The following is a 13767-nucleotide window of genomic DNA, read 5'->3' as shown; positions in this document are numbered from 1 at the left end:
TTATGGATACGCAACAATATTTGGATATTTTCTTAGATGAAAGCCAGGAGCATTTACAGTCAATCAATGATTTTATATTGAAATTAGAAGAAGATCCTTCTAACTTGGAATATGTACATGAGATATTCCGCTCTGCCCATACGCTAAAAGGGATGGCAGCAACAATGGGGTATGAAGATATTGCCTCTCTGACGCATAAAATGGAGAACGTTCTGGACCTGATTCGTAATGAAGAATTAATGACAAACACGGAAATCATCGATACGTTATTTATGTCTATTGATGATTTGGAAGATATGGTTGATTCTGTGCGAAACGGAGGAGACGGTAAAAAAGATGTCAGTGAACATGTGAAAAAACTGGAAGCAATTGAAAAAGGAGAAGGTATTTCTGAATCAGCAGCTGCAGCAGCAGTGGAAGAAAAGGAAGATACAGGAAATTATTTCAAAGCATCCGATTTAGATGAATTTCAGTTCACGGTTGTTCAGCAGGCCAAAGAACAAGGGATGACCCCCTATGATTTAAAAGTAACGTTTGAAGCGAGCTGTATTTTAAAAGGCGCCCGGGCATTTATGGTGTTTGAAGTATTAGAGAACTTGGGAGAAATTATCCGTACTTCCCCGACTGTAGAAGAGATTGAGGAAGGGACATTTGATTCAGGATTTACACTTTTATTTTTGACAGACCAAGAGCCGGACGCCTTGGTGGAAGCAGTGAAAAATGTATCAGAAGTGGAAACGGTTGAAGCACATGTGATCGAAACGGATGAAACGGCTTCGGATACGGAGGAACAGACAGAGGAAAAAACAGCAGAGAAAGAAATCGTGCAAGCAAATAAAAAAACGGTCAGTGAAAAGGTGACAGAGGTACCAGCGAAGAAGTCTGAAACAAAGGCAGAAGTGTCGAAAAATAAAGAGGCTGCACAAAATAACGGAAAGAAAACTGCTTCTAAGAATATCCGGGTAAATCTCGATAAGATTGATAATCTTTTAAACTTATTTGAAGAGGTTGTGATTGATAGAAGCCGACTTGAGGTGCTTGTTTCCTCAATAGACAATAGTGATTTAAGAGAGACTGTAGAGCATTTAAGCAGAGTAAGTTCGGATATGCAATCGCTGATTCTGGCGATGCGAATGGTTCCAATCGAGCAGGTTTTCAACCGTTTTCCAAGAATGATCCGTCAATTATCCAAAGATTTAAATAAAAAAATTGCCCTGGAAATAAAAGGTGCAGAAACAGAAGTAGATCGCACGGTCATTGACGAAATTGGGGATCCGCTGGTCCATCTGATTCGTAATTCTTGTGATCATGGAATTGAAAGGCCGGAGAAGCGGATTGCGAACAATAAGCCGGAGGAAGGCAAGCTCGTATTACGTGCTTACCACAGCGGAAATCATGTTTTTGTCGAAATAGAAGATGATGGTGCGGGAATCAACCGCGAAAAAGTATCGGAAAAAGCGATTGAAAACAATATTATTACACCACAGGAAGCCGAAGAGTTAACCGATGATCAAGTTGCAGCGTTAATTATGAGTTCAGGATTCAGTACAGCTGATACGATTTCCGATGTATCGGGACGCGGTGTTGGCTTAGATGTTGTAAAAAATAAAATCGAAGCATTAGGCGGTAAAATTTCCGTAACAACTATGACAGGGAAAGGAAGCACCTTTTCCATCCAGCTGCCTTTGACCTTATCGATTATTACTACCATGCTTGTCCATGTTAAGAAGGAAACATTAGCGATTCCATTAACTTCTATTTTAGAGACGATTATGCTTCCTAAAGAAAAGATTATGTGTGCGCAAGGAGCAGATGTTATCGATTATCGTGGCAAAATTATACCTGTCTTGTCTTTAGGTAAGGTACTAAAGGTTCCTGATTATGATACGGAAGCAGATCGTTATTCTACTGTAATCATCAAAAAGGGAGAAAAACTGCTGGGATTAATTGTCGATGAACTGATTGGTCAGCAGGAAGTTGTATTAAAATCGCTAGGGAATTATCTTGGAGAAGTATTTGCCGTATCAGGAGCAACCATATTAGGTGATGGTGAGGTCGCTTTGATTATTGATCCTAATGCGCTGATTGATTAAAGTGCATTTAAAGAAAGGGGGAAAGTAAATGGATACAGAGAAACATATTATATTCAGATTAAAAGAACAGACCTTTGCTGTTCATGTGCAGCAAATCGTTTCCATAGAGCGGGCATTATCTCTAACAGAAATACCTCGTACTCCTGGTTTTATGAAAGGTGTTACGGAAATGCGGGGAGTAATGACCCCTATTATTGATTTACGGGAAAGATTGAATCTAGGCGGTGTTGATATCACAGACCAGACCAGAACGCTCGTTGTACAAGTTGATGAGATGCAAATTGGGATGGTTGTGGATCAGGCGACAGAGGTAAAGGATATACCAGCTTCCTTCATTAAGTCTGCCCCTAAGCTTGTCGGTGAGATAAAAGATACCTTTTTATTAGGTGTAGCAACGATTGACGATGAACTTATTTTACTGTTAGATTTGGAGCAGATTATTCAATTCACCGAAAAAAATCAGCTTCAGGAAATCATCAATGATATAGATGAATCTGGGAAAACTATCGAAAGCTAGCTGTTTAGAAAGCACTTAATTAGAAATATCTGATTAGGTGTTTTCTTTTTGAAAACGAGAAACAGAGTATTTCCTGGGAAATATAATAGGATAATTTGTAGAAACAGCAGTTTTTTATAAAAAAACGAGAGAAAACTCCCTCTTCAAGCGCGTAGAGGTAAGGGGGAGACGAATCTCCCATGCACAAAAGATTGCTTTTGAGTGTCTAAACTGTCCAATATGGAATCGAACAAACGTTCCAAAAAACATCCTTTTTCTGATATAATAGACAGGAGAGGTAAGAAGCTATGAAAGTAAAAAAGCATTTTGTTTTCGTATCTATCCGAACAAAAAACAAATCACCTTCATCCATAAGACAATCGGCTGCTCCCGCTTTGTCTACAACTATTTTACAGGAAAACAAAAAGACCACTATTGGCATACGGTGAATGAAATGATACAACACGGACAGCTTCTTCAAAATAATTGGAAGAGCGAATTTTTCAATGAAAATAAGGCAATCAAAGCAGTTCGGGAATTAAAGAAAACCTATCCCTTCTTCAAAGAAGTCGATAGTATTGCCCTTCAAAAAGCGGTGGAAAACGTGAATGATTCCTATACGCGCTATTATAAGAAACAGAATAAGGCACCTCGTTTTAAATCAAAAAAGAATTCTGTTCAATCCTATACCACGAAACATGTCAATGCCATCACCAAAGAGATAGGAACGCAAGCAGGAATCTTCGTAAAGAAGCATTGCGATTAACCGCAGGGACTGCGGGGATAGCCTAATCCATAACTGACCGGTAGGTTGGTGTTCTTAGGAATCTCCCACTTCAAGCAACTTATAAGGTGGATAAGCGGGGGTAGTTCAAAATCTAATGGATGCGCCAAGCTGCGTTTTAGTAGTAAAAGCATCCGGGTTTCCAGTATACTTAAACAAGATAACAGAGAAATGAGGTATGAATAAAATGACAAAATCGGTGAAGTTAATTGCCTTGGATATGGATGGAACATTGTTAAATCCGGCACTTGAGGTATCAAAGCGTAATAAGGAAGCCATCCAGGAGGCATTGCGTCAAGGTATCCAAGTGGTACTAAGTACTGGACGGGGAATTGATACATGCTATCCTTATGCAGAAGAGTTAAAATTACAGACATTTATGATTACAGCTAACGGCGGCCAGGTGTGGACAATGGAAAAAGAATTGCTCCAGCAGAAACTGTTGGCTAATGAAACAGTAGAAAAACTGCAGCAATATACCGAAGAAGCAGGGGTACACAGATGGATGATTTCTACGGAAGGAGTATTTCAAGGCGATGAAACAGTAAATATACAAGATTATCAATGGCTTAAATTCGGATGTGCTTCAGAGGATCTGGATAGACTGCAGGAAGTTAAAGATAGGTTAAAGGAGCTGGAGGGTTTAGAAATAACAAACTCTTTGCCGACAAATATTGAAATTAACCCTGAAGGTGTAAGCAAAGCAAATGCATTATCCTTTCTTTGCGATCGTACCGGGATTTCCATGGAAGAAATTATGGCAGTCGGTGACAGTCTGAACGATTTGAAAATGATTCAGCAAGTAGGTGTAGGTGTTGCGATGGGCAATGCGCAAGAAAAAATAAAAGAAGCAGCTAATGCTGTAACAGACAGTAATCTGGAAGACGGTGTCGGTAAAGCAATTGAAAAATTTGCATTGAAATAATTGATGATATCCATATGTTTCATGTATGGGAATACAAAAGGAATTGGGCAGTATACAAAAAGCTGTCTAATTCTTTTTTGTATATATGAATCTTTTTATCATATATAGCTATTCAGCGCATATAATAAAAAAAGAGCATTTCGCTTTTAAACAGTATATCAAAATGGAAAGTAGTACAAGCTATAAGAAGAAGCTGACACATGAATTTATGGAAATAAAGGTACAATATTTGAAAAAAGTATGAAAAGTTGTTATGCTCAAAAGTTTCACTCTTTCAAGTTTTAGCGTATACTGTATATAAGGAAGGGAGATGCTATAATGTCTTTTTCGCGTGGACCTAAGGAACCAGTGCCAGAGGTGGAAACAAACGTCTGGTCATGCACTCAAGAAGATTGTCAAGGATGGATGAGAGAATCGTTTAGTTTTGAAGCTGAGCCGAGCTGCCCTTTATGCCAATCTGAAATGGCAAAAGAAGTTCGAGTAATTCCTGAATTGAAGTAAATAGTATCTCTATAATTTACTGAGGATAGAACGAAGCGAAGATGCAGCGGGTTGATTTTGATCCGCTGCATCTTCGCGTTCGTTAAACAGGAAATAGAAAGCATATTTTCAATATGGTGGTATAGTCAAGTTCAAATACCTATAGCTGAGCAGTTTGCAAACGAAATATAAAGGATTTTCATACATAAAAAATTTAATAGTTGAAATTATTGTAAATGTAAGATAATATTTGCTATACTGTAATAACAAATTAATATATTATTCACATCAAAATGTAATCGCTTACAATAAGGAGGAGTTTAAATGAGGTATGCTAATCCGAACACAGAAGGTGCTATTGTAAACTATGAAAAGCGTTATGATAATTACATTGGGGGAAAGTATCAGCCGCCGCTAAAGGGAAACTACTTTGAGAATACAACTCCGATTACAGGTGAAGTGTTTTGTGAAATCGCCCGTTCCACAAAGGAAGACGTGGATGCGGCGATTGATGCAGCATATGAGGCGAAAGATGCGTGGGGTCAAACATCTGTCGCAGAACGGGCACTGATTTTAAATCGTATTGCTGACCGGATGGAAGAGAATTTAGAAAAGCTGGCCGTAGCAGAAAGCTGGGAGAACGGGAAAGCAGTCCGGGAGACCTTGGCAGCAGATATTCCATTGGCAATCGATCATTTCCGTTATTTTGCAGGGACGATTCGCGCGCAAGAGGGGACGCTGAGCCAAATTGATAATGATACGGTTGCTTACCATTTTCATGAGCCGTTAGGAGTCGTCGGTCAAATTATTCCATGGAACTTTCCAATATTAATGGCAACCTGGAAGCTTGCCCCAGCATTGGCTGCCGGAAACTGCGTTGTATTGAAGCCTGCTGAACAGACACCGGCTTCGATTCATGTGCTGTTGGATTTAATCAAGGACTTGTTGCCAGACGGTGTGGTGAATATTGTCAACGGTTTTGGAGTAGAAGCAGGGAAGCCGCTTGCCACAAACAGCCGTATCGCGAAAATTGCATTTACAGGCGAAACCACGACTGGCCGTCTCATTATGCAATATGCGTCTGAAAATATAATTCCAGTAACCTTGGAGCTGGGAGGCAAATCACCGAATATATTTTTTGAAGACATATTAGATAAGGATGACAGCTTTGTAGATAAAGCAATTGAAGGAATGGTCATGTTTGCCCTGAACCAGGGGGAAGTTTGTACATGTCCGTCCCGCGCCCTTGTGCATGAATCAATCTACGACCGGTTTATGGAAAAAGCAATTGAACGTGTCAATCAAATTAAAATTGGTCACCCGCTTGATACAGAGACGATGATGGGAGCCCAAGCCTCGGAAGAACAATTTGAAAAAATTAAGTCTTATCTCGATATTGGCAAGCAGGAAGGTGCAGAAGTTCTTGTCGGTGGAGATGTTAATAAGCTTGACGGAGAACTGGCTTCCGGGTATTATGTGCAGCCGACAATTTTTAAAGGGAATAATAAGATGCGTATTTTCCAGGAGGAGATTTTCGGTCCGGTATTATCCGTAACTACATTCAAGGATAAGGAAGAGGCGCTGGAAATCGCAAATGATACACTATATGGTCTAGGTTCTGGTATCTGGACACGTGATATGAACACAGCGTATCGTTTTGGACGCGGCATTCAAGCCGGGCGCGTATGGACCAATTGTTATCATCAGTACCCTGCGCATGCCGCATTTGGAGGATATAAAAAATCAGGAATCGGCAGAGAAAATCATTTAATGATGCTGGATCATTATCAACAGACAAAGAACTTACTGGTCAGCTACAGCGAAGGCCCGGCTGGTTTATTTTAAAATAAAAAAAGGTTATAGGAACAGCAAAATGGCAGGCATAGGTTAGATACGTATGCCTGCCGAAACATACGGATTCTCTTGTCTGCAGTTACTTAAATAAGGAGGTATTTTCCATGGTAGACAGAGTGGTTGCAACGCAGGATGCGCAGAACTTGATGGAGAAGCTGAAAGACATTCATGGCCCGCTTATGTTTCATCAGTCAGGAGGCTGCTGTGACGGAAGCTCGCCCATGTGTTATCCGCTTGGAGAGCTAAAAACCGGCGAGTCGGATGTCTTATTAGGAAAACTGCCAGGCGATATCCCATTTTATATATCTAGAGATCAATTTGAGTATTGGAAGCATACGCAGCTTATTATTGATGTTGTTAATGGAAGGGGCGGGATGTTCTCGTTAGAAGGACCTGAAGGAAAAAGATTTTTAACTCGTTCGAGAGTTTTTTCAGAGGAAGAAGCAGAAGCGTTAAATGGAAGCCCATGATCATTTCAATTTTTAATAAAAACCAAGTTTTCTAAACAATTAAAAATCTCTGCTTGATTTTTTCAGCTATATCCGGTAGAATAAATTAACAGAAAATTTAGAGTGTGTCCTAAATAGGGGGGATAAGATGGTTACTGTTAAAATGTTAAAGCCTTATTATGTAAAGACAGAAGAGAAATATATCCGGATTATTTTAGCATATCAATACTTCTCCATTATCATGAATAAGAAGGTATATCAATTTATCCCTGTAAAATCTACGGAAGTTCGTATTAATCGCAAGACGAAAAAAATTGAGAATGTCGATGATGTCTTTGCTTTTCAAAAAGGGAAAGAAGTACTCACTATCTCCATGTCACAATTGATTTCGATTCCCGGCTTTTTGGAAATGCTTCACCGTATTGCAGAATCCTATTATTTACCTGAAGATTCGCAGGAGGTTTCCGAACAGCAAAAGGCTTTAGACCAGCTGATAGCAGAAATGGAGTATGAAAATGTCAGAAGGCTGATTGATAAAGCGATTGATAACGATGACAAAGAAACATTCTTAGAATTAACAAGTGCCTTAAACAATCAATAAAATGACTATATTTCTATTTCAGCTGTTTGACAGATGCTATTCTGTTAAATGGCTTTCTTTTGCTTATAAAAAAAGGGTTTGAGCAACAATACCAGTGCTCAAACCCTTTTTGCTATAGAAGCTCTACTCTTTAATATCCATTAATATTTCTGTAGCTTTCTCCACTCCGGAGCTGCGGTCATTGTTTTTGGTTCCTTCCACCATGATGGCGATCATGAGATCCTGGTCATCTGTCGGGTAGCCGACAAACCAGCTATTTTCATCTCCGCTGTCTTCTCCGGTTAATTTTAATTCGGCGGTACCTGTTTTACCTGAGATAGGAAAATCGGCTTCTTCAGCAGGTTTACCAGTTCCTTCTGTGACCACATTACGAAGGGACTCTTGGATTTGATTCGCTTGTTCTTCCGTAACTAAGCCTTCTTTCCAAAACTGCCCGGTTTCTTCATCTGTTAATAATGTCGGCTGTATCATATCTCCATTATTCAAGAAGGCGGAATAAGTAGTTGCCAGATGCAGCGCGCTCATTTCAATTTCACCTTGTCCATAGCTTGTGTGTGCCAGTAAATAATTGTCGTCTAACTCACCTGAATTAGAAATGGTAGAATCTGAAACCGGATAGGTGTATGGGAATTCTTCTCCAACTCCAAATTCATGCAGCCCTTCAACAAAAGCATCTCCGCCCATTTCAACGGCTTTCATTGCAAAGTAAATATTATCTGAACGAACCAGGGCATCATCTAAATCCACAGGTCCGTCGGAGGTCGATACACGTGTTACATTGTAATCCTCCCATTGCAATCCATCAATTTCAATGCCTTTATCGTATTCAATCGTACCGTTTTTCAGCCCGATTGCGCCAGTGACCGGTTTAATAACAGAACCAGGCGCAAACGTGGAGGAAGAACGATTCAGCATAGGCTGTAACTCATCCTCTTCCATATCTGCCCAATAATTTGGGGCAGTGCCATAAAGAATATCGTTTGGATCAAAAGACGGGCTGCTGACTAAGGCTAATGTTTCCCCCGTTTTTGGATCGATGACAGCTGCATTGCCAGGCTCCTCATCAAATCCTTGAAAAACATCATCCTGAATATTGATATCAATTGTTACTGTAATATTCTCTCCGTCTACTGCTTCTGTTTCAGCTAAAGTCACATCTTCTCCGTCATCTTTTGTTACTTGAATCGTCGCTCCTTTTTTACCGCGAAGCTCTTCTTCAAATAAACTTTCTAATCCCCGTGCTCCGATTCTGTCAGAAGAAGTGTATTCTGTCGGGTCTAGCTCTTCCAAATCCTCTGCATTTACGGAGCGGAGATAACCTACTAAGTGAGCGGTTATTTCGCCTTCTGGATAAACCCTGCCGTTTATTTCACGATAGGAAACGCCATCGATTGCATTTAACTCCTGTACGGTATCTGAATCATCTGGGAGGATGGTTTTCAGCGGAACAAATAAATCATCTTCCACCCATTCTGCTTCGATACTGGAATTAATAGAGTCGACAGACATTCCGAGTAAACGGGCTATTTCTTCGCGCTTTGCTTCATTTTCTCCCAATTCACTCGGGATAACTCCAAATTCGTATACGGTATCATTGATTGCCAGTGGCATCTGATTTTTGTCAAGGATTTCTCCTCTTTCCGGCTCGTTGGTAGAAATGCGGATTTCTCCGCCATCTGCAAGATCAGGGAAGATAAAGCCGGAATCCCAATTGATCAGCCAGCTGTCTTCTTCATCTTCCTTTTCGATTAAAGTCAGTTCTGCCTGGTAATCAAATGAAATTTCACCGGCGATTGTGTTCATGCTAACAGTGAAGGGAATCGTTGCTATGCCGTCGTCATATGCGTTAGCGACTTCTCTTTCCTCTAATTGCTGTATATTTATTTCAATATCCGTAGCAGCAATATCATCATATAATTTTCCTAAGCGCAGAGCGGACTCTTCTTCGCTATATGTATCTTTTGTTTCCTGAGAAAAAAGATGATACAGAGATTCATAGTCTCCTTCTTCTACTGCTTCTGCATATTGATTTAACGTATTTGTCGGGTCGGTTTGTTCTTCAGAGCACCCGGCTAACAGGGCGATAAAAAGAATCATCCATAAACTTTTTTTCCACATTTTCTAACCCCCATTAAAAAATATCTCTTTACGTAAAAGTATACCACGTTCTACATTTTTTTTAGAAAAATAGATAGAATGACATGAAATTTTTAAAAGTATATTGATCCAATCAGAAAAAGGAAGAGACTGTGTGAAAAAACGTCACGCTGTATATTTACCAGGTGACGTTTTGTTTTCCAATTGGAATCAGCTGTCTGCAGTTCTGAAATCTATGAAAAAAGTTTCAGTAATGACACATTTCTTTATTTTTGTTCCATATGGTCGGTAATCGTTGAGCGGATACGGTTAAATTCATCATCAGGTACCACATAATACCAAACTCCGCCGATGGTTTGACCGTCTCCTTCTATTTCCATTGTTTCGACATTATTTCTTGTTCCGCTATAGTCTGTAAATAATGTTTGCAACCGTTTCATATCTAAATCCGTTTGGACATTATTTCCTAAGATGTCCAGGATGTTGCCTGCTTTGGTAATGCTTGAAAAGCTGGCTGCTTCATCCATTGCAGCAACGATAACATTACGTTGGCGTTCATTTCTTCCCATATCACCGCGGCTGTCTTCTTTTCTCATGCGGATATAAGAAAGAGCTTCCTCGCCATTTAAAGTGAGATTTCCTTCGCTGAAATCATGCCCGTCTTGAGAAAAAGCTGTGCTGTTTTGAACAGTAACGCCGCCTAATGCATCAATACCTTGCTGGAAACCTTCCATATTCACACGTACATAGGAGTGGATAGGCAAACCAAAGGCTTCTTCTACTGTTTCCACAGATAATTCAGTACCGCCTCCTGTTTGAGCAGCTTCACCAAATGCATACGCATGGTTGATTTTATCCATTCCCCGATCCGGGATATTTACATAGGTATCACGAGGAATACTTAACATAAGCATGGAGTCGGTTCTTGGATTTAAGGAAAGCAGTATCATCGTATCCGAACGTCCGACATCTCCATCCCGTTCATCTACTCCCAGAAGCAGAATGTTAACTGCATCTGAATCGCTATAGAGCCGGTTGATTTCATCCTGCCGTTCAGGGTCATTATCTCTTTCTAATGGACTATGCATCGATTCAACAACCTTGCCAACCTGATTCCACACAAAAAAGGCCCCGCCGCCGACGACTAAAATGAAAAACAGTATGATTCCACCAACAATAAATGGCCATTTTTTTCTTTTACGACTTCTATCATTTAATCTGGACACCAATATATTCTCCTCTATTCTTTCCTTAATTTAAACAAATTTTTACTAATTGTCAGGAAAAATAAATCTGTAATAGATTATATCGAAAATTAGATAAATCGTCTATGTTTAAAACAAATTTTGTGCGTACTATTTCTCCTGAGGGTAGGACTTTTGATTCGCTGTGAGATTTGAATTAGCTGTAAAGAGGAGTTTTGACGGGGGGGTTACGCCTTTGAATAGATGAAATCGCTGTCATTTATGAATCTATCAAAAGAGTTAAAAAATTTATCGAAATTAGTAGACAACGCTTCTATTTTTATATAGAATTACGTTTAGTAAGAAAATTCATCTTAGAGTGCAATATTACATATTTGCATGTAGAGTATAGGTTAACGACTTTTAGAAAAAATATTTAAAGGCGGTAGATGAATGGGCAGAGAGCAAGAACAGTATCAGAAGATATTGAAACGGGTTATTCATGATACGGAAAATCAAAAAGTAAATTCAATGGATGAAATCATTCAATTACTTATTAAGGAATTATCATTAAATACGACCACAAACATAAAAAGAAGTTATTAAATAAAAACTCTGTCGGATTATCGAGCAATCTGACAGAGTTTTTTTATTATGAAGGCGTATCCTCTACATCGATGTCGACATATTTCTGGCCGAGCAGTTCGAATGCTGCTTGCGCATTTGTCATTTCCGTTATCCAATCTTGGAAAGTATCGGTTTCTTCCGTTTTGACATAAATAATAAATGCGACATTCTCAAGATAATGAATGTCCTCCAAAAGATATTTGGACTGCTGATGAATTTCGTTTTCCAGCTTGCCGAGCAGTGTATATTCGACAGTGACGGAAACACCTTGCATCAGTTCTCTGCGGACGATTCCGGTCGTTTGGATGCCTTGTGTGGTTGCTGAGCCATAAGCACGGATAAGCCCGCCGGCTCCCAGTTTGATTCCTCCAAAATATCTTGTCACGACCACAGCAGTATCCTTTAATCCTTTTTTCTTCAATACTTCTAACATTGGGACACCAGCTGTTCCGCTTGGTTCACCGTCATCATTCGCTTTTTGGATATAATCGGTTTCCCCGATAATATATGCGGAGCAATTATGTGTCGCATCCCGGTGTTCCTTTTTAATAGATTGAATAAATTCCTGTGCTTCCTCTTCTGATTCCACCCTTTTAACATTTGCGATAAAACGTGACTTTTGAATGGTTATTTCGTCTGTCCCCTGTTTATTTACGGTATAATAAGTTGATAGCATTTTATTTTCACCTCATTATTTTAAGTATTACATAACATCCCTAAGGCATTGTAACCAGCTGTGTCTTTTGGGAATGCCGTTTAAGTCCGCTTGAGCAGCTGTTATCTTCGCTTCATATTTAATTTAACAGATATATACCGGATTTTGGTGAAATTAATTTTTAAATAACCTTATAAAACCAAGGAAAGCTACGAATAATTATAACATAGGTTGGTGAGTTTTTTATGACAATAAGATTAAGCAGTCAAGCGATAGATAACATTGTAGAGAATGTAATGCAGATGGTAAACCAGAGTAAGGATGAAGTATTTGAAATGACCGAGGAAGGCAGAAAAGAGTATGAATACCTTTCTGGGGAATTAGAATCAACGAAAAAGAAAGTAAAGGAATATATCAAAAACGGTGATCAGTTAGAGAACGAAGTCAAAAATCACCGTAAGAAGCTTGCTGCAGTCAGCAGAGACTTTATGAAATACTCTGAGGAAGAAGTGCGGAAGGTTTATGAAAAAACACATGATCTGCAAACAAAATTAGTCATTATGCGCGAAGAGGAAAAACTGTTAAGGAAGCGGCGTGATGAGATAGAGCTCAGATTGACAAATCTTACACATATATTGCAACGCGGAGAAGAGCTTACCGCTAAAATGACGGTTATTTTTAATTTTATGATGGATGACATGAAACAGGTCAATGAGATGATTGAAGATGCCAGAGAAAAACAGGAATTTGGTTTGAAAATCATTGAAGCACAAGAAGAGGAAAGGAAGAAGCTTTCCCGGGAAATCCACGATGGACCGGCTCAAATGCTGGCTAATGTCTTGTTACGGTCCGATATTTTGGACTATGTCATAAAAAAAGGGTCGCCAGAAGAAGTGAGCAAAGAAATTAAATCGCTGCGAAAAAATGTTCGTGCTTCTTTACAGGAGGTGCGGAGAATTATCTATGACCTGCGTCCAATGGCCTTGGATGATTTGGGACTTATCCCGACAATCCGGAAATATGTTGACAGATTGACCGAATATCATAATATTCATGTAGATTTTATTGTATTTGGGAAAGAAAAAAGATTAGATTCCAAATATGAGGTTGCTTTGTTCCGGCTAATGCAGGAGGCTGCGCAGAATGTGATAAAGCATAGTGAAGCAACAACAATCAAAGTGAAATTAGAAATTTTAAAAGATAGATTGATTCTGATTGTAGCCGATAACGGGAAAGGGTTTAATCCGGAAGAAAAAAGTGATAATTCCTTTGGATTAATCGGGATGAAAGAACGCGTGGAGATGCTTGACGGCAAGCTGGAAATCGTGACAGGGGAAGGAAAAGGAACAACGGTTACAATTAATGTTCCATATTCGTTAACTTAAGTATATAATGAAAAAGAGATATTGTAGAAAAAAAGAGCTTTTTGCAGAAAAGTAGAAAGTATCTGGATTTTTTCATAGGGGTGTCATCATTCATAAATAAATAAGCTGTTAAAAATAGTTTGAGCTGAAATGAGACA

The 13767-nt window shown here is 39.3% G+C and carries 12 protein-coding genes and 1 pseudogene; 10 read left to right on the top strand and 3 right to left on the bottom strand.

Annotated elements, in window-relative coordinates; all coding sequences use genetic code 11:
• The first annotated feature begins 2 nt into the window (after nucleotides 1-2).
• The 8 genes and pseudogenes from MKY45_RS18510 (at nucleotide 3) to MKY45_RS18470 (ending at nucleotide 7682) form a co-directional block, all read left to right on the top strand.
• Nucleotides 3-2093, top strand: coding sequence for a chemotaxis protein CheA (locus tag MKY45_RS18510; protein WP_042530149.1), 2091 nt, complete (start codon nucleotides 3-5; stop codon nucleotides 2091-2093).
• Between the two features lie 28 nt (nucleotides 2094-2121).
• Complete coding sequence (locus MKY45_RS18505) at nucleotides 2122-2610, top strand: chemotaxis protein CheW (protein WP_042530151.1); 489 nt, start codon at nucleotides 2122-2124, stop codon at nucleotides 2608-2610.
• 316 nt (nucleotides 2611-2926) lie between these two features.
• Nucleotides 2927-3295 (top strand): annotated as a pseudogene (locus MKY45_RS18495) (helix-turn-helix domain-containing protein); the annotation flags it as partial.
• A gap of 265 nt (nucleotides 3296-3560) precedes the next feature.
• A complete protein-coding gene (locus tag MKY45_RS18490; protein WP_052484911.1) occupies nucleotides 3561-4298 on the top strand; it encodes a Cof-type HAD-IIB family hydrolase in 738 nt (245 codons plus the stop codon).
• Between the two features lie 318 nt (nucleotides 4299-4616).
• Nucleotides 4617-4799 (top strand): cold-shock protein, encoded by a 183-nt coding sequence (locus MKY45_RS18485; protein ID WP_040978795.1) that lies wholly within the window; start codon nucleotides 4617-4619, stop codon nucleotides 4797-4799.
• 303 nt (nucleotides 4800-5102) lie between these two features.
• Complete coding sequence (gene exaC, locus MKY45_RS18480) at nucleotides 5103-6623, top strand: acetaldehyde dehydrogenase ExaC (protein ID WP_042530156.1); 1521 nt, start codon at nucleotides 5103-5105, stop codon at nucleotides 6621-6623.
• 113 nt (nucleotides 6624-6736) lie between these two features.
• Nucleotides 6737-7102: a DUF779 domain-containing protein gene (locus MKY45_RS18475; protein WP_193064271.1), complete on the top strand. Its 366-nt coding sequence runs from the start codon at nucleotides 6737-6739 to the stop codon at nucleotides 7100-7102.
• Between the two features lie 127 nt (nucleotides 7103-7229).
• Nucleotides 7230-7682 carry an IDEAL domain-containing protein gene (locus tag MKY45_RS18470; RefSeq protein ID WP_193064272.1) on the top strand — a complete coding sequence of 151 codons (453 nt, stop codon included), beginning with the start codon at nucleotides 7230-7232 and terminating at the stop codon, nucleotides 7680-7682.
• Nucleotides 7683-7805: 123 nt separating this feature from the next.
• On the opposite strand, the gene MKY45_RS18465 is transcribed toward MKY45_RS18470, so the two are convergent.
• Together MKY45_RS18465 and MKY45_RS18460 are read right to left on the bottom strand one after the other, a co-directional pair.
• Nucleotides 7806-9800 (bottom strand): penicillin-binding transpeptidase domain-containing protein, encoded by a 1995-nt coding sequence (locus tag MKY45_RS18465; protein ID WP_212928327.1) that lies wholly within the window; start codon nucleotides 9798-9800, stop codon nucleotides 7806-7808.
• A 245-nt stretch (nucleotides 9801-10045) separates the two neighbouring features.
• Complete coding sequence (locus MKY45_RS18460; protein WP_419880332.1) at nucleotides 10046-11005, bottom strand: LCP family glycopolymer transferase; 960 nt, start codon at nucleotides 11003-11005, stop codon at nucleotides 10046-10048.
• Nucleotides 11006-11416: 411 nt separating this feature from the next.
• Here MKY45_RS18460 and MKY45_RS18455 point away from each other — a divergent pair, with 411 nt between their 5' ends.
• Nucleotides 11417-11569 (top strand): hypothetical protein, encoded by a 153-nt coding sequence (locus tag MKY45_RS18455; RefSeq protein ID WP_175297007.1) that lies wholly within the window; start codon nucleotides 11417-11419, stop codon nucleotides 11567-11569.
• 46 nt (nucleotides 11570-11615) lie between these two features.
• On the opposite strand, the gene MKY45_RS18450 is transcribed toward MKY45_RS18455, so the two are convergent.
• The gene (locus MKY45_RS18450) at nucleotides 11616-12266 is read right to left on the bottom strand and encodes a YigZ family protein (protein ID WP_256704987.1); all 651 of its coding nucleotides are present in this window, start codon (nucleotides 12264-12266) and stop codon (nucleotides 11616-11618) included.
• A gap of 224 nt (nucleotides 12267-12490) precedes the next feature.
• Here MKY45_RS18450 and MKY45_RS18445 point away from each other — a divergent pair, with 224 nt between their 5' ends.
• Nucleotides 12491-13630 (top strand): sensor histidine kinase, encoded by a 1140-nt coding sequence (locus tag MKY45_RS18445; protein WP_042530167.1) that lies wholly within the window; start codon nucleotides 12491-12493, stop codon nucleotides 13628-13630.
• Nucleotides 13631-13767 lie beyond the last annotated feature (137 nt).

Origin of the sequence: Oceanobacillus sp. FSL K6-0251, assembly GCF_038004725.1 — a bacterium.
GTDB classification, from domain to species: domain Bacteria; phylum Bacillota; class Bacilli; order Bacillales; family Amphibacillaceae; genus Oceanobacillus; species Oceanobacillus oncorhynchi.
Note: the sequence above shows the minus strand (reverse complement) of the source record. Positions and strands in the feature narration are given on the sequence as shown.